The sequence below is a fragment of the Caulobacter segnis genome, from assembly GCF_031454995.1.
GTDB classification, from domain to species: domain Bacteria; phylum Pseudomonadota; class Alphaproteobacteria; order Caulobacterales; family Caulobacteraceae; genus Caulobacter; species Caulobacter segnis_E.
Window position 1 is genome coordinate 81,691 of record NZ_JAVDRV010000009.1, and the last position, 22,838, is coordinate 104,528.

At 67.8% G+C, this 22,838-nt stretch carries 22 protein-coding genes and 1 pseudogene; 7 read left to right on the top strand and 16 right to left on the bottom strand.

Features of this window, described 5'->3' with window-relative positions; genetic code table 11:
- Nucleotides 1-49: 49 nt before the first annotated feature.
- From ftsZ to J2728_RS21585, 6 genes and pseudogenes are all read right to left on the bottom strand, one after another.
- Complete coding sequence (ftsZ, locus tag J2728_RS21560; RefSeq protein ID WP_310002236.1) at nucleotides 50-1,600, bottom strand: cell division protein FtsZ; 1,551 nt, start codon at nucleotides 1,598-1,600, stop codon at nucleotides 50-52.
- Between the two features lie 374 nt (nucleotides 1,601-1,974).
- Nucleotides 1,975-3,300, bottom strand: a complete 1,326-nt coding sequence (ftsA, locus tag J2728_RS21565) for a cell division protein FtsA (RefSeq protein WP_310002238.1) — start codon at nucleotides 3,298-3,300, stop codon at nucleotides 1,975-1,977.
- Between the two features lie 30 nt (nucleotides 3,301-3,330).
- On the bottom strand, nucleotides 3,331-4,239 hold the full coding sequence (gene ftsQ, locus J2728_RS21570; RefSeq protein WP_310002240.1) for a cell division protein FtsQ: 909 nt from the start codon (nucleotides 4,237-4,239) through the stop codon (nucleotides 3,331-3,333).
- Complete coding sequence (locus J2728_RS21575; protein WP_310002242.1) at nucleotides 4,208-5,167, bottom strand: D-alanine--D-alanine ligase; 960 nt, start codon at nucleotides 5,165-5,167, stop codon at nucleotides 4,208-4,210. Before J2728_RS21575 ends, ftsQ begins: the two co-directional genes overlap by 32 nt.
- A gap of 88 nt (nucleotides 5,168-5,255) precedes the next feature.
- Nucleotides 5,256-5,363: pseudogene (locus J2728_RS21580) on the bottom strand (hypothetical protein); the annotation flags it as partial.
- A gap of 35 nt (nucleotides 5,364-5,398) precedes the next feature.
- On the bottom strand, nucleotides 5,399-6,802 hold the full coding sequence (locus tag J2728_RS21585; RefSeq protein ID WP_310002244.1) for a M28 family peptidase: 1,404 nt from the start codon (nucleotides 6,800-6,802) through the stop codon (nucleotides 5,399-5,401).
- A gap of 665 nt (nucleotides 6,803-7,467) precedes the next feature.
- Here J2728_RS21585 and J2728_RS21590 point away from each other — a divergent pair.
- On the top strand, nucleotides 7,468-7,572 hold the full coding sequence (locus J2728_RS21590; RefSeq protein WP_310002332.1) for a hypothetical protein: 105 nt from the start codon (nucleotides 7,468-7,470) through the stop codon (nucleotides 7,570-7,572).
- Here J2728_RS21590 and murB read toward each other — a convergent pair.
- Nucleotides 7,547-8,452, bottom strand: coding sequence for a UDP-N-acetylmuramate dehydrogenase (murB, locus tag J2728_RS21595; protein ID WP_310002245.1), 906 nt, complete (start codon nucleotides 8,450-8,452; stop codon nucleotides 7,547-7,549). The genes J2728_RS21590 and murB overlap by 26 nt on opposite strands.
- On the bottom strand, nucleotides 8,449-9,867 hold the full coding sequence (murC, locus tag J2728_RS21600) for a UDP-N-acetylmuramate--L-alanine ligase (protein ID WP_310002246.1): 1,419 nt from the start codon (nucleotides 9,865-9,867) through the stop codon (nucleotides 8,449-8,451). Before murC ends, murB begins: the two co-directional genes overlap by 4 nt.
- On the opposite strand from murC, the gene J2728_RS21605 reads away from it, so the two are divergent.
- Both J2728_RS21605 and J2728_RS21610 read left to right on the top strand, forming a co-directional pair.
- On the top strand, nucleotides 9,866-10,378 hold the full coding sequence (locus J2728_RS21605) for a hypothetical protein (protein WP_310002247.1): 513 nt from the start codon (nucleotides 9,866-9,868) through the stop codon (nucleotides 10,376-10,378). The genes murC and J2728_RS21605 overlap by 2 nt on opposite strands.
- 22 nt (nucleotides 10,379-10,400) lie before the next feature.
- Nucleotides 10,401-10,907: a surface-adhesin E family protein gene (locus J2728_RS21610; protein ID WP_310002248.1), complete on the top strand. Its 507-nt coding sequence runs from the start codon at nucleotides 10,401-10,403 to the stop codon at nucleotides 10,905-10,907.
- A gap of 86 nt (nucleotides 10,908-10,993) precedes the next feature.
- Here J2728_RS21610 and J2728_RS21615 read toward each other — a convergent pair whose 3' ends face one another.
- The 4 genes from J2728_RS21615 to J2728_RS21630 form a co-directional block, all read right to left on the bottom strand.
- The gene (locus J2728_RS21615) at nucleotides 10,994-11,305 is read right to left on the bottom strand and encodes an energy transducer TonB (protein WP_013078310.1); all 312 of its coding nucleotides are present in this window, start codon (nucleotides 11,303-11,305) and stop codon (nucleotides 10,994-10,996) included.
- A gap of 156 nt (nucleotides 11,306-11,461) precedes the next feature.
- On the bottom strand, nucleotides 11,462-12,547 hold the full coding sequence (gene murG / locus J2728_RS21620) for an undecaprenyldiphospho-muramoylpentapeptide beta-N-acetylglucosaminyltransferase (protein ID WP_310002250.1): 1,086 nt from the start codon (nucleotides 12,545-12,547) through the stop codon (nucleotides 11,462-11,464).
- 1 nt (nucleotide 12,548) lies between these two features.
- Nucleotides 12,549-13,721 carry a putative lipid II flippase FtsW gene (gene ftsW / locus J2728_RS21625; RefSeq protein WP_310002252.1) on the bottom strand — a complete coding sequence of 391 codons (1,173 nt, stop codon included), beginning with the start codon at nucleotides 13,719-13,721 and terminating at the stop codon, nucleotides 12,549-12,551.
- Nucleotides 13,722-13,803: 82 nt separating this feature from the next.
- The gene (locus J2728_RS21630) at nucleotides 13,804-14,079 is read right to left on the bottom strand and encodes a hypothetical protein (RefSeq protein WP_310002253.1); all 276 of its coding nucleotides are present in this window, start codon (nucleotides 14,077-14,079) and stop codon (nucleotides 13,804-13,806) included.
- Between the two features lie 224 nt (nucleotides 14,080-14,303).
- On the opposite strand from J2728_RS21630, the gene J2728_RS21635 reads away from it, so the two are divergent.
- The 4 genes from J2728_RS21635 (at nucleotide 14,304) to J2728_RS21650 (ending at nucleotide 17,201) form a co-directional block, all read left to right on the top strand.
- A complete protein-coding gene (locus J2728_RS21635) occupies nucleotides 14,304-14,660 on the top strand; it encodes a DUF6481 family protein (protein ID WP_310002254.1) in 357 nt (118 codons plus the stop codon).
- Between the two features lie 3 nt (nucleotides 14,661-14,663).
- Entirely contained in the window at nucleotides 14,664-14,795 is a 132-nt protein-coding gene (locus J2728_RS21640) for a hypothetical protein (RefSeq protein ID WP_310002256.1), read from the top strand.
- 92 nt (nucleotides 14,796-14,887) lie between these two features.
- Complete coding sequence (locus J2728_RS21645) at nucleotides 14,888-15,904, top strand: sensor histidine kinase (protein WP_310002257.1); 1,017 nt, start codon at nucleotides 14,888-14,890, stop codon at nucleotides 15,902-15,904.
- 211 nt (nucleotides 15,905-16,115) lie between these two features.
- Entirely contained in the window at nucleotides 16,116-17,201 is a 1,086-nt protein-coding gene (locus J2728_RS21650) for a 2OG-Fe(II) oxygenase (RefSeq protein ID WP_310002259.1), read from the top strand.
- A gap of 33 nt (nucleotides 17,202-17,234) precedes the next feature.
- Here J2728_RS21650 and J2728_RS21655 read toward each other — a convergent pair whose 3' ends face one another.
- The 4 genes from J2728_RS21655 to murD all read right to left on the bottom strand — a co-directional run bounded on the left by J2728_RS21655 (nucleotide 17,235) and on the right by murD (nucleotide 22,838).
- Nucleotides 17,235-17,921, bottom strand: coding sequence for a response regulator transcription factor (locus J2728_RS21655; protein ID WP_310002260.1), 687 nt, complete (start codon nucleotides 17,919-17,921; stop codon nucleotides 17,235-17,237).
- On the bottom strand, nucleotides 17,914-19,446 hold the full coding sequence (locus J2728_RS21660; protein ID WP_310002261.1) for a sensor histidine kinase: 1,533 nt from the start codon (nucleotides 19,444-19,446) through the stop codon (nucleotides 17,914-17,916). Before J2728_RS21660 ends, J2728_RS21655 begins: the two co-directional genes overlap by 8 nt.
- A gap of 119 nt (nucleotides 19,447-19,565) precedes the next feature.
- Nucleotides 19,566-21,419: a chloride channel protein gene (locus J2728_RS21665; RefSeq protein WP_310002262.1), complete on the bottom strand. Its 1,854-nt coding sequence runs from the start codon at nucleotides 21,417-21,419 to the stop codon at nucleotides 19,566-19,568.
- Between the two features lie 6 nt (nucleotides 21,420-21,425).
- Nucleotides 21,426-22,838: a UDP-N-acetylmuramoyl-L-alanine--D-glutamate ligase gene (murD, locus tag J2728_RS21670; RefSeq protein ID WP_310002263.1), complete on the bottom strand. Its 1,413-nt coding sequence runs from the start codon at nucleotides 22,836-22,838 to the stop codon at nucleotides 21,426-21,428.

Sequence of the window (22,838 nt, forward strand, 5' to 3'; positions counted from 1 at the left end):
TTTCCTCCGGGGCGCTTCGTCATTTGGGTCCCCGTTTGGGGTCCGCTTTTCAGTTGGCCAGGCGGCGCAGGAAGGACGGGATTTCCAAGTCCTCGCCGTCGTCGGCTTGAGGCGTTTCCATCGGCGCCAGCTGCGGGCGAACGCTCTGGGTGGCGCGCGCTTGAGGCTGCGGGGCCGAAGCCTGTTGCTCATAGCGCTGGCGACCACCGCCGAACATCGAGAGCCAGCCGCCTTGCTTTTGCGGACGACGCTCTTCGTAGAAGTTGCTCTCCGGGAACAGCGGCTCTTCGGCGACCTCGTCGACCAGCGGGTCGACGATGCGGTTCACCTGGCGAGCGGCCGGCTGGGCGACACGAGGCTCCTCGGCGACCGGTTCGTCGTAGTAGAGCTCGGCTTCCGGTTCGGCTTGCGGCGCCGACATGACGATCTCGGGCTCGGGAGCCTGAGCGGGTTCCGGAGCCTGGGCGAAGGCCGAAGAGAACGCCGTGGACGGACGCTCGGCCGGACGCGCCGCTTCGTAGCGGGCGGTCGGACGCGCCGGTTCAGGCTGGGGCGCCGGACGGGTGGTGTCGGCGATCAGCGGCTGGGTGGTGGTGTTGCGGGTGACCGGCTTGGGCTCGATCTGGGCGATCGAGGCACCGTCCATGCCGGTGGCGACCACCGACACGCGGATCACGCCTTCCAGCGACGGGTCGAAGGCCGCGCCGAAGATGATGTTGGCTTCCGGATCGACCTGGTCCGAGATCGCGTTGGCGGCCTCGTCGACTTCCAGCAGGGTCATATCCATGCCGCCGGTCACGTTGACCAGCACGGCCTTGGCGCCCTTCAGCGAGACTTCGTCCAGCAGCGGGTTGGCGATGGCGTTCTGAGCGGCCATCAGGGCGCGGTCTTCGCCGGTGCCCTCGCCGGTGCCCATCATCGCCTTGCCCATCTCGGTCATGACCGTGCGGACGTCGGCGAAGTCGAGGTTGATCAGGCCCGGCAGGACCATCAGGTCGGTGATCGAGCGGACGCCCGAGTGCAGCACCTGGTCGGCCATGCCGAAGGCTTCGGCGAAAGTCGTGCGCTCGTTAGCGACGCGGAACAGGTTTTGGTTCGGAATGACGATGAGGGTGTCGACGTAACGCTGCAGTTCCTGAATGCCGCTGTCGGCCAGGCGCATGCGGTGACGGCCTTCGAAGTGGAAGGGCTTGGTCACGACGCCGACGGTCAGGATGCCGCGCTCACGGGCGCACTTGGCGATGATCGGGGCCGCGCCGGTGCCGGTGCCGCCGCCCATGCCGGCGGTGATGAACACCATGTGCGCGCCGTCGAGGTGCTCGCCGATCTCGGGGAAGGACTCTTCCGCGGCGCTCATGCCCACTTCCGGGTGCGCGCCGGCGCCCAGGCCTTGGGTCACTTGCACGCCCAGCTGGATCCGCCGATCGGTTTTGGCGAATTGCAGCTGCTGCGCGTCGGTGTTGGCCACCACGAACTCGACACCCTCGAGGCCAGCCTCGATCATGTTGTTCACGGCGTTGCCGCCAGCGCCGCCAACACCAAAGACCACGATGCGCGGCTTCAGCTCGGTCGTACGCGGCGCGGAAAGAGAAATAGCCATGGGACCCTCGCGTCCTTACGCCGAAATCGTCAAATTAGACCTCGGCGACACCAATCGCCGGGGAGCGCCTCGACGATCGTGTTAACAGAACAACCACCATCGTTAATCGGCGGTTAACTGCATAATCTGAGTCGGGGTCTGGTCGAGCGCGGCCGTGGGATAAATTGTGGTCTATCAACAGAAAACCCAAGGGAACCAAGGGCTCTACAACTATCCACAGCCGAGTGCGACCGAACGACGCTGACCGCCTCATCTCATGAATATAAGGCGTTTAGAGCAGCAAAAAGGCCCATCCGAGATGCTCGGAGGGGCCTTTAAAGTTAAACAGTACAGTTAATCACGCTTAAGGTTCGAGACCGCGGTCGCGCCCCAGTCTAGAGGTTGTCGCGCAACCAAGCGGCGGCGCGCGAGATCGGGCTGGCGTTGGGATCCAGGGGACGCTTGCGAGCGACGCCGCCAGCCAAGGCCTTCGAGGACACGGCCTCGCGCGGACCGAAGGCGGTGCGGTGCAGCGTGCCAGCGGCGGCGCAGAAGGCGGGGCCCGAAGCGGCGTCGGCCAAATGAGGAACCCTACGCGGACGGCCCAGGCGCACGGGGCGATCGAAGACCCGCACGGCCACTTCCCGCACGCCGGCCAGTTGGCTGGCGCCGCCCGTCAGCACGATGCCCGCGCCCGGTTCGACCGGCGCGCCGGAAGCCTTCAGGCGTTCGCGCAGCAGCTCCAACGTCTCCTCGACGCGGGGCTGGATGATGCCCTTCAGCAGAGAGCGCGGCGCGATCACCGGACCCGCGCCCGGATCGTCGCCGCGCGGCGGCGCCTCGATCATCTCGCGGTCCTCGTTGGCCGAGGCGATGGCGCTGCCGTGCAAGGTCTTGATGCGCTCGGCGCCGATCACCGAGGTCTGCAGGCCGCGGGCGATGTCCTGCGTGACATGTCCGCCGCCGACGGCCAGGCTGTCGACATGGCAGAGCGCGCCGTTGTTGAACACGGCCACCGAGGTCGAGCCGCCGCCCATGTCGATGCAGACGGCGCCGAGGTCCATCTCGTCCTCTTCCAGGGCCGCCAGGGCCGAGGCGAACGGCGCGGCGACAACGCCCTCGAAGCTCAGGTGAGCGCGTTCGACACAGTGGGCCAGGGTGTGGAAGATGTTCTCGTTGACCGAGACGACCAGGAGCTCGAGCCCCAGCGAACGGCCGAACATGGCGCGCGGGTCGCGAATGCCGCGCTGGCCGTCGACCGACCAGGCGATCGGCAAGAGGTGGATCGGCTTGCGGCCGGGAATACGCACCTGAGCCAGGGCCGAGGCGATGGCGCGCGACAGGTCGCCGTCCGAGATCGGACGGGCGCCCAGCGAGACCTGGGCGTGGACGCGGTGGCTGGCCAGCTGGCCGCCGGCCGTGCAGACGCTGACGCCCTGGACGTTGACGCCGGCCACGGTCTCGGCGCGCTCGACGGCTTGAGCGATCGCCTGCGCGGCTTCGTCCAGATTGACGATCGCGCCGCCGCGCACGCCGCGCGACTGGACGTAGCCGACGCCCGAGGTCGTCAGTGTGCGGTTCTCGCGGTGGACCCCGTCAGGCTTCATGATGAAGCACGTCACCTTGGACGCGCCCAGATCGACGGCCGCGATGGCGGGCTGGCGCACAAGCGTCGCCTTCAGGCCCTCGCGAGCCTGTTTCCGGTCCTCCATTCGCGACATCGCTATCGTCACCTCAGCCCATCAATTCCACTACGCCCCGCCGGCCGCGGGCTGCCCAGGCAGCGCCGCGTCGCGAGGTCTCACAGCCACCATTTCGGGGTCGCGCAGATCGATCCGCGCGAAACCCATGTCCAGGATTCTCTGCCGCTGGTCGAGCTGATCCAATTGAATCAACGCGGATTCTTCGTCAATGGCCGGCAGCTGAATTAGCGAGCCGTCCTTCAATCGAAGATCCCAGCGACGGTCGTCCACCCGCACCAGCGCCTCGAGCCGATCACGCAGGCGGGGACGCGAGGCCACCGCCGGCAAGATCAGGCCCGCGGCCTGGTCGGCGCCCTGCCCCACCACCAGCGGCAACTGGGGGAAACGGGCGGGGTCGGCTTCGCTGATCACCCGCCCCTCGGCGTCGATCACCTTCATCCGGCCCTGGTTCTGCCAGACCGCCAGCGCCGGCCGCTCCTGGACGGAGATCAGCACGGTGTCGGGCAGCATCCGCACGACCTGGACGTCCTTGACCCAGCCCACGCCCTGGAGCCGAGCGCGCACGCCAGCCAGGTCCATGCCCAGCGTCGGCTGGTCGAGATAAAGGCCGGAAGCCTTCAGGATATCCGCCTGGGCCGCCGAGGACGCTCCCCGGATGTGGACCGTCTTCAGCTTGAACCCGGCGGACGCGAACGCGCCGTCGACGCCATGAGCCATCGCCGCGCCGATACGCTCGGCGCGGTGCCCCGTGGCCAACATCACCACCAATCCGAGACCCAAGGCCGCGCCCGCGACGCTCAGGGCGACCGTGGGCGATAGGCCCACGCCCTTGGCGGCGTGCAGCTTGGCGGCCGGCTGCGCGCCTCGCGGCGCGGCCCGACCCTTGCTCGGACTTGCGGGCGCTTCGGCCCGGGGTCGCCTAGGCTTAGGCGGTCCCCCCCGCGTTACGGCGGGCATAAGCGTCCTCCACGATCCATAGAACCAACTGATCAAACGGAATCCCGACGTGGGCGGCCTGCTCGGGAGCGAGCGAGGTCGGAGTCATGCCGGGCTGCGTATTGACCTCTAGAAGGACCAGAATGTCGTTAATGTCGTCATAACGAAGATCGGACCGGGTCACACTTCGACAACCAAGAGCGGTGTGGGCCAACTCGGCCATCCGCATGGCGCGATCCCTTACGCCATCGGGGATTGGGGCCGGCAGGACGTGGATCGAGCCCCCTTCGGAGTACTTGGCCTCGTAGTCATAAAAACCTGTGGATGCACGAATATCGGTGACCGCGAGGGCTCTGGGACCTTTCGCCTCACCCATCACGGCGACCGCCAGCTCCAGGCCGCGGATGTACGGCTCGACCATGACCTCCTCGCCGAAGGTCCACGACGGCGCGCCGACGTCTTCCGGAGGACGGTTGGCGCCTTCCTTGACGATGAACACGCCGACCGAGGAGCCCTCGGCGTTCGGCTTGACCACGTAGGGCGGCGGCAGGACATGGTCGCGGGCCACGTCGTGGCGGTTGAAGAGGCCGCCGCCGGGCACGACGACGCCGGCCGCCGCCAGCACGGCCTTGGCCTTGGCCTTGTCCATGGCGAGCGCGGAGGCCAGGACGCCGGAGTGGGTGTAGGGCAGCTTCAGCGTTTCCAGCACGCCCTGGACGCAGCCGTCCTCGCCCCATTCGCCGTGCAGGGCGTTGAAGACGAGGTCCGGCTTGGCCGCCGTCAGCACCTGGGCGATGTCGGGGCCCGCGTCGATCCGCGTGACCTTGGCTCCCAGCCGTTCCAGCGCGTCGGCGCATTCGGCGCCCGAGACCAGGCTGACCTTGCGTTCCGACGAGGGCCCGCCCAGCAGGACGGCGATATGGCGGCCAGAGAGGGGCTGCTGGGTCATTTGGCGGGAGACTCTTTGGAAGGCTGTGGCGTTCAGCCACTCCTAGTCAGCCCGGACGCGCCTGCCAACCGCAAGACGCGCAACAAAGCCGTGTCATCCCGGCCGCAGTGAAACGGAGAGCCGGGACCCAGGGGCCGCCACATAGCGCTTGGCCCCTGGGTCCCGGATCGACCCTGCGGGCCGTCCGGGATGACACTGTATTTTCCGATGTTTGGCGAAGGTGACTTTGCCTTAGTGCGCCGCCGAAGCCGCCGCCGGCTTCAGCGCGCGGAAGTCGATGTCGCTGTCGGCGACCAGATAGATCAGGCTGGTCCAGGCGGCGACGTTCTGGGCCAGCTGCAGCGGATCGACCTTGTTCAGCGTGTCGTCGGCGGTGTGGTGGTAGTCGAAGTAGCGGCTGGCGTCCTGCTCCAGCGCGAAGGACGGAACCCCGGCCTGCTCCAGCCCCGCGATATCGGCGCCGCCATGGGTGGCGGGCTGACGGCTCACGTAGATCTTGAGCGGCGCCAGCACGTTCGCCGCCGTCGTCGCCAGCGGGTGGCTGGTCGCGCCGGCCGGCAGGTTCAGGGCATAGATCCGGTCGGCGCCGCTGTCGCTCTCGCCCGCCAGGACGATCTTGGAGACCTCGTCCTTGTGCGCGGCGATGTAGGCGTCGGACGAACCGCCGCTTTCTTCGGAGCCCCACATGACGACGCGGATCGTGCGCTTGGGATGCTTGGGCAGGTCGCCGATCAGCTTGGCGGCGGCCGTGGTGATGCCGATGCCGGTGGCGTCGTCGAGCGCGCCGGTGCCGACGTCCCAGCTGTCCAGGTGGCCGCCGATGACGATCACCTCGTCCGGCTTTTCCGAGCCCTTGATGTCGCCCGAGATGTTCCAGGCCACGTCGTTGGGATCGGTGGTCGAGGCCAACTTCAGCTTGATGCGCAGCGGCCCCTTCTTGGCCAGGCGCTCCAGTTGCTCGGCCTCGGGCACCCCGATGGCGGCGGCCGGGATGGTGACCACGCCCTCGCCAAAGCCAGTGACGCCGGTGTGCGGCACGGTGGAGTCGGAGGTCGAGACCGAACGGATCAGCAAGGCGACCGCGCCGCGCTTGGCGGCCTCGGTCGGGCCCAAGCGGCGGGAGATGCCCGCCACGCCATAGCCCGAGCCGTCCTGGGCGCGGACCATCGGCTGGGTGATCACGGCGATCTTGCCCTTCAGCGCGCCCTCGGGGGCGGCGATCATCTCGGCATAGGTGCGGAACAGGGCGACCTCGGCCTCGATCCCGGCGGGCGGGGTCGGCACGGTGCGGCCCAGGCCCACGATGTCCAGCTTCATCGGATAGGGGGCGACCAGCTGGGCGCTCTCCTCGCCACGCGTCCACGACGGCTTGGCGAATTCCTCGACCTTGATGTTGGTGAAGCCCAGCGCCTTGAACTTGGCCACGCCCCAGTCCTTGGCGCGCTCCATGGCCGGCGAGCCCACGACGCGCGGGCCGATGCTGGTGGTCAGGTCCTCGGTGATGTCCCAGGCGGTGCGGTCCAGCAGCGCCTTGTCGCGCAGCGCTTCGGCGGTGCGGACGTCTTGAGCGTGGGCGGCGCCCGACAGGAGGGCGAAAACGGCCGAAGCGGCCAGCAAGCGACGATACATAAGCAAGAACTCTCCCCAATGACGCGGAAGTCATAGCACCGGTTCACGCCGCGGGGAGTCAGCAATGGGGTGGCGGGCGCGAAAGCGGCGGCTTGGCCAGGAACTGGGCAGGCGCGCGACATCGCCGCTTCACGCGGGTGGCCCGCTGAAGGGATGGAAGGGGATGCGGAGCGCCCGGGCGACGCCCGGAGTAGGGTTTGAGTTTGTACCGTTTCGACGAAGCTCGAACGCTCCGCGCAGTCGTTATCCGGTGAGCCTTCGACGCGCGGGGTTTTAACCCGCTTCCGAAAGAGGCCCCCGGCGGGCGGGCCGGGCTGGCGACCCGGTCCCCGGACCGTCCGGGCGATTTCAGCCCGAACCTTGATCCCGCTCGACCACCCCCGACAGCCGTCACGATCGCCGGCCGGACGTCCCTTCCAAGCCATCGGGTGAGGAAGAGTATGGCGGGGGATTCAACGCGGATCACAGAGCGGCGTGTAAAAGTGAGAAGTGATTGAAATCGTTCGGTTCGATTCCGGATACGCGGATCATAGAGCGCCGCGAACGCTCGTAATCCGGCTCTCCTCCCCCTCCGGGGGAGGGGGACCGCCGAACGGCGGTGGAGGGGCCAGCCGAACCGGCGACGCCCCCGTCAGATCAGAATAGCGCGCGTCCCGCAGACCACAGGATGTATCCCCGCCGCGCAGAGCCCCCTCCACCCGCGTTCGCGGGTCCCCCTCCCCCGATGGGGGAGGAGAGAAGGAGAATGCCCTACCCCGCGCGCCCGATCCGCTTGATTTCCCAGTCCAGCTGGACGCCGGTCTTGGCCTTGACGTCGGCGCGGACGGCCTCGCCGAGGCCTTCCAGGTCCGCCGCCGTCGCCTCGCCGGTGTTGATCAGGAAGTTGCTGTGCAGCGGCGAGAACATCGCGCCGCCAAACGGCTTGCCGCGCCAGCCGGCCTCGTCGACCAGCTTCCAGGACGAGTGGCCCGGCGGGTTCTTGAAGGTCGAGCCGCCGGTCCTTTCGCGGATCGGCTGGGTGGTCTCGCGGCGGGCGGTGATCTCGGCCATGCGGGCCTTGATCGCCTCGGGCGCGTCGGCGGTCCCCTCGAAGATCGCGTCCAGCACGATCACCGTCTCGCCGTCCTGCAGGGCGCTGTGGCGGTAGGTGTAATGGAGATCCTCGACCGAGAGCTCGCGCACGACGCCGCCGCAGTCCATGACCCGGACCGACTTGACCACGTTGACGGTCTCGGAGCCGTAGCAGCCGGCGTTCATGATCACCGCCCCGCCGATCGTGCCGGGAATGCCGGCGTAGAACTCCAGTCCCGCGATCCCGGCTTCCGCCGCCTTGCGAGCCAGGATGGCGTCGGGCACGGCGCTGCCGGCCTTGATGCGGTTGTCGCCCAGGGGCTCGACCGTGTTGAAACCCTTGCCCAGGCGGATGATCACGCCGTCGACGCCGCCGTCGCGGACCAGCAGGTTCGAGCCGACGCCGATCGCCATCACCGGCACGCTGGGATCCAGCGCCTTCAGGAAGTCCGACAGGTCCTGCTCGTCGGCCGGCAGGAACACGACGTCGGCCGGACCGCCGACGCGGAACCAGGTGAACGGCGCCAGCGGCTCGTCGATCAGCAGCTTGCCGCGGACGGTCGGGAGATCGGTCTTCCAGCTCACTTCGTCAAAGCTTCCAGCTGGCCCGGCAAAGCGTAGGCCCAGGTGGTGATGTCGCCGGCGCCCAGCAGCACGACGAGGTCGCCGCTCGTCGCCTCGGCGGCGATCAGGCGCGGCAGGGCCGTCGGGCTTTCCAGCGGCAAGGCCCGGCGGTGGCCGAACTTCTTGAGGCCTTCGACCAGGGCGTCGCGATTGACACCCTCGATCGGCTGCTCGCCGGCGGTATAGACGTCGGCCACGATCACCGTGTCGGCGTCGTTGAAGCACGAGCTGAACTCGGTCATCAGGTCGCGCAGGCGGGTGTAGCGGTGCGGCTGGACCACGGCGATCACCTTGCCGGTCGACACGGCGCGGGCGGCCTTCAGCACGGCGGCGATCTCGACCGGGTGGTGGCCGTAATCGTCGACCACGCGGATCCCGTTCGCGACGCCGGTCGTGGTGAAGCGGCGCTTGACCCCGCCAAAGCCGGCCAGGCCCTTGGCGATCGAGGCGGCGTCGACGCCCAGCTCGCGCGCCACGGCGACGGCGGCCGCGGCGTTCAGCACGTTGTGGTGGCCGGCCATCGGCATCTTCAGGCCGTCATAGCGGACGACCTCGCCGTCGCGCGGCGAGACCACGATGTCGAACTTGGCGCCGTCCGGGCCCATCTCGATGTTCGAGACCCGCACCTCGGCCTGCGGGTTGGTGCCGTAGGTGACCAGGCGACGGTTCTCGATCCGCGAGGTCAGGGCCTGCACTTCCGGGTGGTCGGTGCAGACGGCCGCGAAACCGTAGAACGGGATGTTCTGGATGAAGTCCTGAAAGCCCTTCTTCACCGCGTCGAAGTCGCCCCAGTGATCCAGGTGCTCGGCGTCGATGTTGGTGACGATCGCCACCGTCGACTTCAGGCGCAGGAACGAGCCGTCGCTTTCGTCGGCCTCGACGACGATCCAGTCGCCCTCGCCGACCTTGGCGTTGGTGCCGTAGGCGTTGATGATGCCGCCGTTGACGACGGTGGGGTCCATGCCGCCGGCGTCCAGCAGGGTGGCGACCATCGAGGTGGTGGTGGTCTTGCCGTGCGTGCCGCCCACCGCGATCGAGAACTGCAGGCGCATTAGCTCGGCAAGCATCTCGGCGCGGCGCACCAGCGGCAGGCGCTTGTCGCGGCCGGCGACCATTTCCGGGTTATCGGCCTTCACGGCCGTCGAATAGACGATGGCCGAGGCGCCCTCGACGTGAGCGGCGTCATGGCCGATGAAGATGCGCGCGCCGAGCTTCTCGAGCCGTTCGGTGTTGGCGCTGGCCTTGGCGTCGCTGCCCTGAACGGTGTAGCCGATACGCAGCATGATCTCGGCGATGCCGGACATGCCAATGCCGCCGATGCCGATGAAGTGCACGGGGCCGAGTTCGAAGGGGACGGGGCGTCGACGCTGGATCATGACGAGCCGATTAGACCAATTCCGCGCGGCGCGAAACGCCCTGTTGGCCATCACTTTGTGGACGGGGCCGGCGATGGCCCAAACAGCCTCCCCGCCAGCCCCGCTTGAGCTGCGGCTGGCCGACGTCGGCCGCTTCGCCGTGTTTGTCGACATGGGCGGCGTCCAGTGGACGGGCCGCGTGGCCAAGCTTCGCGTGCTGCAGGTCGCCGAGGGCGGCTTCAAGGCGGGGGCGGAGGAATTCTGGGGCGGCTGGCGTCACGAGGTCATCGACTGCGACGCCCGCGCCATCGCCCACGCGGGCTTTTCCAGCATCCGGGCCGGCGGCCGCGAGGGCCCGCTGACCGGCGACCAGCGTCCGGCCCAGCCCCTGCCAGCGGGCAGCGCGGACGAGGCCGTCGCCAAGGTGGTCTGCGACGGCTGGCGGCCCTATGCAACCATACCGGTCTCAACTAGCGTAGCGCTAGCTGTAGCTACCGGGCGTCCACTCATCGAGAGCGGCGCTGAGCCGTGAGCAGCAAAAATAGGAGCGTTCCGTGCGGCGTCTAGCAACGGCCTTCCTCAGCCTAGGCCTGATGATTGGCCAAGCCGGAAGCGCCTTTTCCGCGCCCATCGACAGAGGGGCGGTAAAGTTGCCCGAAGGACGTATGCTACTCGTCGCCACCAATCAAATGGGCGCGGTAATGATCAGCCTCGACAACATGGCGAGGGATAGCCATGGCGCTGTGGTTCTCGTCTATCGAGTTTTCGATCCACCGCGCGTCCTTGAAGGCGGTCCAACCATCACTGAAGAAGCCGAAGCGCAGCGCTTCGATTGTGACGCGCAGAACTATCAAAGCCTTGGCTCGTCACAATACAATGCCGCTGGCGAGGAAGTCCTTTGGACTGAAGAGGAGCCAACCAAACCCGTGCGCGAGCGCACAATGACCTCCCGCGTCGCGGATGTCGTTTGCGGTAAGGTTCAGCTTCCCAGCGGAAATATCGCCAAGGATCGAGCAACCGCTAAGGCCATGGTGGCCCAGAGTAGAGCGGCCGGCCGCTGATCGACACCGGCGCCGAGCCCTGAACACGAAAAAGCCCCCGCCGGCGGACCGGCGGGGGCTGTTTTGTCGCGAAACCTAAGCGAGGCTTACGCGCCGCCCGGGAAGCGGAACGGGACCTTCACGGTGCCGGTCTTGGCGCCCATCGGCAGCTTTTCGGCGATGCACATGGCGGCCTTGTCGAAGCCCTTGCCGCCAGCGCTGTTGTCGACGACCTTGCAGTCCGACAGCTTGCCGTCCACGGCGTTGCATTCCAGCATCACCTGGGCCGCGTCGCGGGTGTTGGCGAATTGCTGCAGGCAGCGGCCCATTTGGTCTTCGAAGCCGCCGGCGGCCGAAGCGGCCTGAGCGACGAAGAAGCTGCCGGCGAGACCCGCCGCGATCGCGATAGAGAATTTCATAAGACGCCCATCCCTTGTGTGCGGCGAACCAAACTGATGGGCGCTTTGTCGCAGAGAAGAGCTAATGAACGGCCAAGCATCGCGGTTAATTGTTCGCGAACATAGTGAATGGCGCGCGGACATTAAGCTTAAGCCGCGACGCGGACGGCCACGCGTTTAGCGGGCCGTCCTTTCCACGAGATCCGCGAGCGCCTGGGCGGCGTCGGGCTTGGCCACCGAGCGCGCGCCGGCCGCCATCCGCCCCAGACGCTCCGGATCCTTCAGTAGGGCGTTCAAGGCGCCGGCCATGGCGTCGACCGTCAGCTCGTCCTCGAGACACACGGCCGCGCCGCCCGCCTCTTCCAGGAGCTTGGCGTTGAAGCGCTGATGGTCGTCGGCGGCGATCTTCAGCGGCACCAGGATCGAGGGCCGGCCCGCGACCGCCAGCTCGGTGCAGGTCGAGGCGCCCGAACGGCCGATCACCAGGTGCGACTGGCGCAGATAGCCGGCCATGTCGCGGAAGAACGGCGCGACCTCGCAGTCGACCATGGCGTTGCGATAGGTCTTGCGAGCCTGCTCCATGCTCTCGGGACGGGCCTGCTGGAACACCTTCAGGCGCGAGCGCAGGTCCTCGGGCAGCTTGGCCACGGCCTCTGGGATCAGTTCGGACAGCAGACGCGCGCCTTGGCTGCCGCCGGTGACCAGGACGCGCAGCTGCACTTCCGGCGGCAGATACGGCGTGTCGTAGAGCTCGCGCACGGGCGGACGAACCGGGTTGCCGACCACGTGCGCGCGGGCCTTCACGGCCGGCTTGGCCATCTCCAGGATCGGGAAGGCGCAGGCGACCTCGTCGACCCGCGGCGCCAGGAAGCGGTTAACCCGGCCCAGCACGGCGTTCTGTTCATGAATAACGGTGCGGCGGCCCTGGCTCAGCGCGCCCAGCAGGGCGGGCAAGGCGGGGTAGCCGCCAAAGCCCACGACCACGGCGGGATCCAGCCGCTTGAACGCCGCCCGCGCCTCCAGCACGCCTTGCAGCACGACGAAACCGGCCTTGACCATGCCCAGCGGATCGTTGGCCTTGGCGGTGGCGGCCGACAGAGCCAGGCGCTCTTGGGCCGGGAACTTGTCGGCGTAGAGCGCGCCGCGCTCGTCGGTGGCCAGCACGATCCGCCAGCCGCGCGCGGCCAGCGCCTCGGCCAGGGCCTGGGCGGGAAACAGGTGTCCGCCGGTTCCTCCGGCGGCGACGACAGCCAGCTTGCTCATATCAGGCGTAGGCGCTCTGCTGGGCGAGCTCGCCCGTCATACCGTAGGCGCCGGGGCGCTTGCGAACCAAGGCCAGGGCCATGCCCAGCGTCAAACCCATCGCGAGCATCGAAGAGCCCCCGTAACTGATGAACGGCAGCGTCATGCCCTTGGTCGGGATCATGTTCAAGTTCACCGCGATATTGATGATGGCCTGCTGACCCAAAAGGACGAAAAGGCCGGCAGCCGCGACCTGTTCGAACGGATCGTTCAGCTTCATGGCCTTGTAAAGGCCGCGCACCACGACGAAGGCGAACAGCGCGATCAGGGCCCAGGAAAACACCAAGCCGTACTCCTCGGCGGCGACCGAATAGATGAAGTCGGTGTGCAGGTCGGGCACGTGGCGCTTCATCACCCCCTCGCCCGGCCCCCGGCCGAACAGACCGCCGGCGCGGATGGCCTCGGCGGCGCGGGTGATCTGGTGGGTGTCGGCCTGGTCGGGGCTGAGGAACTTCTGCACCCGCGCATGGACGTGGTCGAACAGGAAATAGGTCGAGCACAGGCCCGCGATCGCGACCCCGCCCAGTCCCATGATCCAAGAGATCGGCACGCCGGCCATCCAGAAGGCCGCGCCGAACGCGACCGTGATCAGGACGGTCTGGCCCACGTCCGGCTGCACCAGCAGCAGGGCCACGGCGATGAAATAGAGCAGGAAGGCGATCGAGACGCCCGGCACCCCCTCGCCCTTCTGGCCCTCGGAGAACATCCACGAGACCAGCACGATCAAGGCCGGCTTCATGAACTCGGAGGGCTGCAGGGTGAAGCCGCCGAACTGCAGCCAGCGCGTGGCGCCCTTGGCGTTATGGCCGATGAACGGCAGGGCGATCATGATCGCGATCGCGCCGATATAGATGAAGAAGGCCGCGCGCCGGATGCCCTTGGGCGACAGCATCGACACCACCAGCATCAGCACGGTCGAGGCGCTGGCGAAGAAGCACATGCGCAGCGCGAAGTGGAACTGGTCCTCGATGCCGATGCGCTGCGCCGCCGCCGGGCTCGAGGCGAACGACAGCAGCATGCCCAGCGTCGCCAGGATGGCGGTCGCCCCCAGCAGCCAGCGATCCGTCGTCCACCACCACAGGCCGATCGCGGTGCGGTCGGTGCGGGCGAAGGCGTGTGTCGCGTTGGAGGCCATGGGCGGAGAGTCGGGGCGCAGGGTTAATCAAACCTTGCTTGACCACGGCGAGACCGTGGAAAAGCGCGCGCAATCTAGCCCGTCAGCGCAATTCGAAATAGGCCGTGTCGCCGCCCTCGGTATGGGCGATTACCGCCACCCGCAGCACCAAACCGTCATCGAGGGTCAGCCGGCACTCTCCGGCGCGAAAGGCGCGTCGCAGAAGGTCTGGCTCGGCCACCACGCTACCCTTGCCGCCCTTCTTGGCGGTCTGCCCGTCCGCGAACAGGATCGAGAACGCCACCGGCTGCTCCTCGCCCGACAGTCCCAGGGCGCCGAGCCCCGTACGAGGCGCTTTCGCAACCTTGATCATACCCATGTAAATTCCTCGATTTAAGAAGAGTATTTAGGACAAAATTCGCGACAAGCAAAAATAAAACTCAAAAAATCTTGCCATTACCGGGATAGTTGGCCACAATTGGGCGGCATATAGCCGTGATTTCGAAATTGATCCGCGCCCATTTATCTGGCTTCGCGGATCGAATTTCCTCCCCGATAGATTATGCGATCGGCGCGTCCGCGTCGTTTTTCACGAAAGAATCCATGTTCTCATCACAAGACATCGGTCACACGCAGCGACAGAAAACCGCCGCCGAGGCCAAGGCGGCGCTTCTGGCCAAGTTCAAGCCGCGCGAGGCCAGCGTCGATCCACGCTTCGAGGAAAGGGCCGCCCTGCGCGCCGCGGAACTCAGCCAGGTCCGGCGGGACCGCGCCGAAGCCAGGGCGTCGCACCGTCAGGCCGTGGCGGACGCCGCCCAGGCGCTGGTCGACACCGCCGATGCTCTCGCCGCGGACGCCCTGGCGGCCAAGCGTGGCGAGCGCAAGGAGCGCAAGGCTCTGTCCGCCGCCGAGGCCAAGGCCAAGCGCGACGCGCGCTACGCCGCTCGCAAGGCGCGTTGATCCATGGCCCGCAAACCGAACTACGACTTCGAGCGCAAGGAGCGCGAGCGTCAGAAGGCCGCCAAGGCCGCGGAGAAGGCGGCCGCCAAGCGACCGCCGGCCAATGACGAGGACGCTTCCAACGGCGACGCCTAGAGGGTGGGGCCTTGCTCCGGAGAACATCCGGACAAGGCTTCGCTTGAATTCCCACACGGCTAGGTAATCATGCCCCCATGGGGGAGCGATCTGTGGCGGACGGCGGCTCTGACGAAACGGTTCTCGAAGGCGTCGGCGCGTATTTCCTGAGCGTCGTCGAGGCCAGCCAGGATTGCATTCGCGTCATTAGCCCCGCCGGTCGCATCGAATACATGAACACCCGCGGCAAGCAGCTACTGGAAATCGACGACTTCGAGGCCCACAACCGTGATCGCTACTGGCCGGACATGTGGCACGTGGAAAGTCGCGCCGCGGTCGAGACGGCGCTCCAGGCCGCGCTAGAGGGCCGCGCGGTGGCCTTCCGCGCCTACAACCCGACCGCCAAGGGCGCGCCGCGATGGTGGGAGACCACGGTCTCGCCCATTCTGGTGGACGGCAGGGTCGTACGCGTCCTGGCGACCTCGCGCGACGTGACCAGCGCGCGCCTGGCCGAGCGCCATCGCCAGTTGCTGGTCAACGAGCTGAACCACCGGGTCAAGAACACCCTGGCCACCATCCAGTCGATCACCCAGCAGTCCCTGCGCAACGCCGGCGTCGAGAGCGCCGTGCGCGACGCGCTGGAGGGCCGGCTGATGGCGATCGCCGCCACCCACAACGTGCTGACCGACCAGAACTGGTCCGCCGCCAGCCTGCGCCAGATCGTCGACGGCTCGGTGATCCCCTACCGCTCGAACCCGAGCCAGCTGACCGTGGCCGGCCCCGACCTAAAGGTCTCGCCCAAGACGGCCGTGGTCATGGCCCTGGCCTTCCACGAGCTGGCGATCAACGCCCTGAAGTACGGCGCTCTGTCGGCGGCCGCGGGCCATGTGGACGTTACCTGGACGATCGAGCCCGAGGATCATCTGCATATCGAATGGCGCGAGCGCGGCGGCCCGCCCGTGCGCCAGCCCGAACGCCGAGGCTTCGGTTCGCGGATCGTCGAGGCCGCCCTGCCGGGGGAGCTGGCCGGCACGGTGTCGGTGGACTACCGCCCCGACGGCCTGCGCTGCTCGATCGACGCGCCCCTGTCGGCCTTGGACAAGGCGGATGCGTTCATGCCGCTGGGGTGAGGAGCTGGGCGGATCGAGGCCCGGCCCGCCCTTGTCCCGTTACGCCCGCCATGGAGGCGGGAACAACGGACCTTTTCGATGTCTTCCATGGGTGGATGGCGGACAAAGCCGAACCGGCAGACCCAAAGCCTCGACAGCATGTGGCTTGGGCTGTCCTTATACTTTTCTTACGTTTGTGGCGAGCGCGGGGTGACGGCTACTGCACCATCCCATGACCCGCCTCACTTCGCCTCTACTTCCAGGTCGGCGGCCTGAGTTCTTCCAGGCCGTCACCCACGCGCGTCCGGACTTCTCGTTCGGCAGCCTCGGGGGATTGTATACGGTCATGCTCTTCCTGCCGGAGGCGCCGGATCGGGCGGCGGCCGCGCTCCGGACGCTGCGCGCGGAACGCGACCTGCTCGACGACGAGAATCGCGTCGCTTTCACCGTGACCCGGGACGAGGCGGCCTTTCTGGCGTTGGAGCCCGAGCTGCCCGGCATTCGTCATTTCCACGACCCCGACGGTTCCATCGCGGATCGGTTCGGGGTGCGCGCCCCCGGAGGCGGGACGCTGGGTCACTGGTTTCTGCTGGACCCGTCGCTGCGGGTCGTCCTGGCCGCGCCGCTGGAGAAAAGCCAGCCGATCTTCGATCGTCTGCGCGTGGCGGGTCCAGCGGAAAACTACGCCGGCGTGCCGATCCACGCCCCAGTCTTGATCGTGCCCCGGGTGTTCGAGCCGGAGCTTTGCCGGACCCTGATCGACTACTACCGAGCCGACGGCGGAGACCCGTCGGGCGTGATGCGCGAGATCAACGGCATGACGGTAGGGGTGCTCGACACCTTCAAAAAGCGCCGGGACGCGACCATTACCGACGAGACGCTGCAAAAGACCATTCAGAACCGCGTCTTTCACAACCTGCTGCCCGAAATCGAGCGCGCCTTCTCATTCAAGGCCACGCGCATGGAGCGCTATATCGTAGCCTGCTACTCCGCCCAGGACGGCGGCTACTTCCGGGCGCACCGCGACAACACGTCGAAGGGCACGGCCCATCGCCGTTTCGCCTGCTCGATCAACCTGAACGCCGAGGAGTTCGAGGGCGGGGACCTGCGCTTCGCCGAGTTCGGGCGGCGCACATACCGCCCCCCCACGGGCGGCGCGGTGATCTTCTCCTGTTCGCTGCTACATGAGGCCACGCCGGTCACGAGGGGAACCCGCTACGCCTTCCTGCCCTTCTTCTACGACGACGCGGCCGCGAAGATCCGCGAGGAGAACGCGCGCTACATCGTCCCAAACACCAGCACGTCGGCATCGGCGTAGGCCCGCGACGAGACCTCCAAGCAACGCGCGGGGTCAGTCTGACGGATCGCGCAGCCGATAGCCGAGCCCCTGCTCGGTCAGGATCAATCGAGGCCGGGACGGGTCGTGCTCCAGCTTCTGCCGCGTCTGGGCGACCAGGACCCGGATAGCCTGCTGCTCGACATTCATCCCCGGGCCCCAGACCGAATCCGCCAGCTGACGGTGGGTGACGATCAGGCCGACGTGTAGCGCCAGCGTCCGGACCAAGTCGTACTCGCGCTTGGTCAGGTGTATCTCTTGGTCCTCGATCCGGACGGTCCGCGTCAGAAAGTCGATCGACAGAGGCCCCAGGTTGAAGCTGGACTGGGACAGGAACCGCCGTTCCCTCCCTCGCATCACCGCCCGCAGCCGCGCCATCAGCTCGCCCACGGCGAAGGGCTTGTTGACGAAATCGTCGGCGCCGAGATCGAGCGCGGCGATCTTTTCCGTCTCCTGATGGCGCGCGCTCAGGACAATGATCGGGACCTCGGACCACTCGCGCAGCCGTGCGATGACCTCCTTGCCATCCATGTCGGGCAATCCGAGGTCCAGCAGGACGACGTCGCAGCCCTCCTGGGCGATCAGCCTTAATCCTTCCGCGCCCCTTTCGCAGCCGGACACCGACCAATTCTCGGCCGACAGAGCGGGTGACAAGGATCGGATGATCGCGGGCTCGTCTTCGATGAGAACCAGCCTAGGCATCGGCTACGCTTCCCTTCAGCCGCAGGGTGACAACCAGTCCCGAGGCGCCGTCCTCGCGCGGCCCGGCGGAAATCCCGCCGCCCATCGCCTTCATGAAGCCCCGAGCGACCGACAGCCCGATACCTGCTCCACGGCGACCGTCCGTCGGTCTCGCCTGCATGAAGGTTTCGAAGATGCGCGCCGTGTCCTCGAGCGGCACGCCGGGTCCGTTATCAATGATCGACAAATCAACCTGACGACCATCCGTCGCGACGTCGACGTCGATGTGCGCGTCCGCACCGGCATGGGTGAGGGCGTTGTCGATGACGTTGAACAGAACTTGTTCCAGCAACAGCGGATCGGCCTCGACCATGACGGTCTTCCCGGCCGATCCCGCAATGCCCAGTGTGGGCCGCCCGGCGCGGTGAGCGGCTTGGTCGAGCAGATCGGCGAGGTTGACCGGCGATACAGTCGGCCGCAGCGCTCCCGCCTGGATGCGGGTCAGGTTCAGCAGATTGCCGACGTAGCGATTGAGCCGGTCGGTCTCCCCGATGATGTCCGCGACCAGCCCCTGTCGCGTCGCCGGATCGAAGCGGTCATCGTAGTCCCGCAAGCTGGTGCTTGAGGCGAGGATTGACGCCAGGGGCGTGCGCAGGTCGTGCGACAGCGAGGCCAGAACCGCGTCCCTGAGGGCGGCGGCTTGGCGGTCAGCCTCGGTGCGGCTCCTGATCTGGCTCAGCCGGGCGCGCTCCAGCGAGACCGCGGCCAGATCGACGAGCACCTTGCAAAGCGCCTCGGTTCGCGGATCCGCTGGGTCGGCAGAGCGCCATGCGGCCACCGGCGCATCGGGGCTCGATCCGAGCCGACGCGCACGCCATGGTCCGCTTCGCCGGGTTGTCGCGGGGCCGCTCTCGCTGTCGATCAGCCCACGCCACGCGACATCATCCATCTCCTCGGAGGGTCTGTCTCCGCCCGGCAGGCAAACAACGACGGGGCCGCAGGTGACGGTCGCCAATCTCTGCTGAAGGTCGGCCAGGATCTGTTCCGGCTCGTCGGTCGCGGTCTGGGCCTGACTGGCTTCCAGCAGGGCGGCCAACTGGTCGGCTCGTTCACGCTCGATGCGCTCACTTTCCCGGACGCGCCCGGCCAAGCCCCCGGTCGTCAGCGCCACGACCAAAAACAGGGCTAGAGTCAGCACATCTTCCGGTCCGGCGAACTCGAAAGTGAAACGGGGTTCAGTCAAAGTGAAGTTGTAGCAAGCGAACGCCAAGATGGCGCCAAACAGCCCGGATCGGGCCCCAAACGCCAGCGCTGCTAGAAGAACAGCGCCAAGGAAAACCATGGAAAGCCGGGTGGTGCCGAACAAGCTGAACAGGATCGCACTGAAGAGCAACGCTAGCAAAATCAGCAGGACAGTCCCGCTGATTTGCGTGATGGGACCAAACCGTCTGAAGTCACTCGCAGCTTGAGGCGTCATACTCTCCGCACATAAATCTTGAACAACGCTCGCGGATTTTCCGTCGGCTGGTGAAATCGAGACCATCATGACGTAGTTCTCGAACCGGGTGACCGATTAGGCAAGCACACGTTCTTTATGCTCTCGCGGAGGCCCCGCTCGGAAAAAACGGAACGCCTTAGTGGCCGCCTAGGGTCGCAAGCCGCCCCCTACCCCGTGTCCCCCGTCAGCTCCCGCCGCGCCTTCTCCAGCTCTTCCGCATAGCGCCGCGTGACGTGGGCTTCGGTGATCAGGCCGATGACCTCGCCGCCTTCGTCCACCACGGCCAGTTCGTCGGCGCCGGTCTCGTCGAAGGCGGTCATGATCGCCTTGATCGACAGCTCGGGCGTCAGGGCGACGTCGGCGTTGGCGGCCAGCGACGCGAGCGGCGCCTCGCTCTCGGGCGGCTGGGCGTAGACGGCGGCCGTGGCGACGATCCCGGCGTAGCGGCCGGTCTCGCCGGTCAGAACGGCGCGCTTGGTCGAGCCCAGGGGGAAGCGGCGGCGGAACTCGGCCAGGCTGGTGGCGGCGGGGACGGTCTTGACGTCGCGGCGCATCATCTTGCCGGCGGTCAGGTTTCTCATCCACGACACGTCGTGAGCGCTGCGGATGGTCTCGCCGCGCAGGTGCAGCCGCCAGGTCGAGAACGAATAGCCGAAGGTCTCGCGCACCACGGCGCTGGCGATCAGCGAGGCGGCCAGGGTGGCGGCGGTGATCGTGAAGTCGCCCGTGGCCTCCAGCACCAGGAACGACATGGTGAAAGGTCCGCCGACGATGGCCACGCCCAGCGCGCCCATGCCGACCAGCGAGGCGGCGATCGGATCCAGCCGCCCCTCCCCGGCCACCACGCTCACGAGGTCCGAGAACGACTGTCCCATCAGCGCGCCCAGGAACAGGGCCGCGAAGAACAGGCCGCCCCGGAAGCCGAAACTCAGCGAGATGATCGAGGCCACCGATTTCATCAGGATCAGGACCAGGAGAAGCTTCAGCGGCAGGTCGCCATTGAGATCCAGATGCAGCGCGCCGTGACCACCGGACAAGGTCTGGGGCGTGACCATGGCCATGGCGGCCAGCGCGAGACCGCCGATCGCCGGCCGGGCCCAGCGCGGCGGCGCGGCCTTGGCGACCCAACGGTCGGCGACCGCCACGGCCCGCATCAGCGCCACGCCGAACAGCGCCGCGACCAGGCCCAGCAGCCCGTAGAGCAGGTAGTCGGTCCAGGACGAGATGGTCACGACCGAGGTCTTGATCAGATAGGGCGTGGAGCCCAGCGCCTTGGCGACCAGCACGCCGGCCAGGGCGGCGGCCGCGACGGGCGCGATGTTGGCGACGGTGTAGGCGCCAATGACGATCTCGAACGCATAGAAGGCGCCGGTCAGTGGCGCGCCGAACGCCGCGGCGATGGCCGCGCCCGCCCCGGCGCCGACCAGGATCCGCAGGTCGCCCCGTCGCAGACTGAGCTTCTGGCCCACCCACGACGCCGCCGCCCCGCCGGCCTGGGCGTAGGCGGCCTCCAAGCCCACCGAGGCGCCGCAGCCGTTGGAGATCAGGGTCTGGCCGCAGATAAAGGCGCTGTCGCGGATCGATAGCCGCCCGCCGTGCAGGGCGTTGGCCTCCACGGGGTCGACGGCGGGACTGGGGCGGAAGCGCAGGACGAGCGCGGTGAACAAGCCCAGCAGCAGGCCGCCCAGCGGAATGGCCAGCAACCTCCAAGGCTCGACCATGGCCTGAGCCGACAGGCGCTCGTCGGGATCGAAGGCGAACAGCCAGACCTGGGTTCCGTGCGCGAGCTTGGCCTGCAGCACCGCCAGGGCGCCGGCGGTCATGCCCACGACCGTGGCCACCGCGATCAGCCAGAGCTCCGACGAGCGGGTGCGGCGGCGCAGCCAGGCCAGCCACGGCAAGGCGTGACGGCGGGCGTCGCGGAAGGTGGCTCGCTCGGTCAGGGCGACGCGGAGGACCCGGCGCCAAGGATGGGATGCGGCGGCGGGGTCGGGGTTGGTCGTCTCCGCCGGCTCGCTCATGATCGTCTAGGCCACGGCGGCCTTGCCGCCGCCGACCAGGCCATTGACGGCGGCGCGGAACGCCTCGCCCCGCGCCTCGAAGTCGCTGAACTGGTCGAACGAAGCGCAGGCGGGCGAAAGCAGGACGATTGCCTCCTCACCGCTGGCGGCGGCGTCGGCATAGGCCTGTTGGACCGCCCTCTCCAGCGTGCCGCTCATCGCGACCTCGGCCTTGCCGGCCAGGGTCCAGGAGAACGGCTCGGCCGCCTCGCCGATCAGATAGGCCTTGGCGACGCGCGGGAAGAGGTCCTTCAGGTCGTCGATGCCGCCAGCCTTGGCGACGCCGCCGGCGATCCAATAGAACTTCGGATAGCTGGACATCGCCTGGCGCGCGGCGTCGGCGTTGGTGGCCTTGCTGTCGTTGACGAAGCGGACCTTGCCGATCTTGCCGACCGTCTCCATCCGGTGCGCCAGGCCCGGGAAGGTCATCAGCCCGTCGACGGCGTCCTGCATCGGAATGCCGATCGCCCGCGCGGCGGCGTAGGCGGCGGCCGCGTTCTGCCAGTTGTGGCGGCCCGGCAGGCTGCGGGCGCGCAAGAGGTCGGCGACCTCGACCACCCGCTCTCCTGTGGCGTCGTACAGCACACCCTGCAGGGCGTAGACGCCCCGGCCCATGGCCTTGCCGGCGCTGATCGGCCAGATGGTGCGGCGGTTGGCGGCGGTGATCTCGGTGCAGATCTGCTGGCACCAGGGATCATCGACCCCGATGATCGCCGTGTCGCCCTTGCCCTGGTTCAGGAAGATCCGGCGCTTGGCGGCGATGTAGCCGTCCATGCCGCCATGGCGGTCCAGGTGGTCGGGCGAGATGTTCAGCAGCACCACCGCGTCGGGATGCAGGCTGGAGGTCAGGTCCAGCTGATAGGACGACAGCTCCAGCACGTAGACCGCGCCGCCGTGCATGTCCTCCAGGCCCAGCACGCCCTGGCCGATATTGCCGCCGACCCGCGTGTCGCGGCCGGCCGAGGCGCACAGGTGGCCGATCAGGGCGGTGGTCGTCGACTTGCCGTTGGTGCCGGTGATGGCGATGATCTTCGGGCGCTTGTGGACCGGCGCGGCGGCGACCGTGCGGGCGAACAGCTCGATATCGCCCAGGATCTCGACGCCGGCGGCCTTGGCCTTCTGGACGGTCCAATGGGGCTTGGGATGGGTCAGGGGCACGCCCGGCGACAGCATCAGCGCATCGAACTGGCGCCAGTCGGCGGCCTCGAGGTCGACGACCGGGAAGCCCTCGGCGGCGGCGGCCTCGCGGCTGGCGACCTTCTCGTCCCAGAGGGCGACCTTGGCCCCGCCCGCGATCAGGGCGCGCGCCGCCGTGAGCCCGGTGCGGCCCAGGCCGAACACCGCGACGGTCTTGCCCTCGAAACCACGGACCGGGATCAT

Bases quoted from the DNA above. Each gene is read 5' to 3' on its own strand.
- ftsZ (WP_310002236.1), bottom strand. From the start codon at position 1,600: ATGGCTATTTCTCTTTCCGCGCCGCGTACGACCGAGCTGAAGCCGCGC.
- ftsA (WP_310002238.1), bottom strand. From the start codon at position 3,300: ATGTCGCGAATGGAGGACCGGAAACAGGCTCGCGAGGGCCTGAAGGCG.
- ftsQ (WP_310002240.1), bottom strand. From the start codon at position 4,239: ATGCCCGCCGTAACGCGGGGGGGACCGCCTAAGCCTAGGCGACCCCGG.
- J2728_RS21575 (WP_310002242.1), bottom strand. From the start codon at position 5,167: ATGACCCAGCAGCCCCTCTCTGGCCGCCATATCGCCGTCCTGCTGGGC.
- J2728_RS21605 (WP_310002247.1), top strand. From the start codon at position 9,866: ATGACGAGCCGATTAGACCAATTCCGCGCGGCGCGAAACGCCCTGTTG.
- murC (WP_310002246.1), bottom strand. From the start codon at position 9,867: ATGATCCAGCGTCGACGCCCCGTCCCCTTCGAACTCGGCCCCGTGCAC.
- J2728_RS21615 (WP_013078310.1), bottom strand. From the start codon at position 11,305: ATGAAATTCTCTATCGCGATCGCGGCGGGTCTCGCCGGCAGCTTCTTC.
- murG (WP_310002250.1), bottom strand. From the start codon at position 12,547: ATGAGCAAGCTGGCTGTCGTCGCCGCCGGAGGAACCGGCGGACACCTG.
- ftsW (WP_310002252.1), bottom strand. From the start codon at position 13,721: ATGGCCTCCAACGCGACACACGCCTTCGCCCGCACCGACCGCACCGCG.
- J2728_RS21630 (WP_310002253.1), bottom strand. From the start codon at position 14,079: ATGGGTATGATCAAGGTTGCGAAAGCGCCTCGTACGGGGCTCGGCGCC.
- J2728_RS21635 (WP_310002254.1), top strand. From the start codon at position 14,304: ATGTTCTCATCACAAGACATCGGTCACACGCAGCGACAGAAAACCGCC.
- J2728_RS21640 (WP_310002256.1), top strand. From the start codon at position 14,664: ATGGCCCGCAAACCGAACTACGACTTCGAGCGCAAGGAGCGCGAGCGT.
- J2728_RS21650 (WP_310002259.1), top strand. From the start codon at position 16,116: ATGACCCGCCTCACTTCGCCTCTACTTCCAGGTCGGCGGCCTGAGTTC.
- J2728_RS21655 (WP_310002260.1), bottom strand. From the start codon at position 17,921: ATGCCTAGGCTGGTTCTCATCGAAGACGAGCCCGCGATCATCCGATCC.
- J2728_RS21660 (WP_310002261.1), bottom strand. From the start codon at position 19,446: ATGATGGTCTCGATTTCACCAGCCGACGGAAAATCCGCGAGCGTTGTT.
- J2728_RS21665 (WP_310002262.1), bottom strand. From the start codon at position 21,419: ATGAGCGAGCCGGCGGAGACGACCAACCCCGACCCCGCCGCCGCATCC.
- murD (WP_310002263.1), bottom strand. From the start codon at position 22,838: ATGATCCCGGTCCGTGGTTTCGAGGGCAAGACCGTCGCGGTGTTCGGC.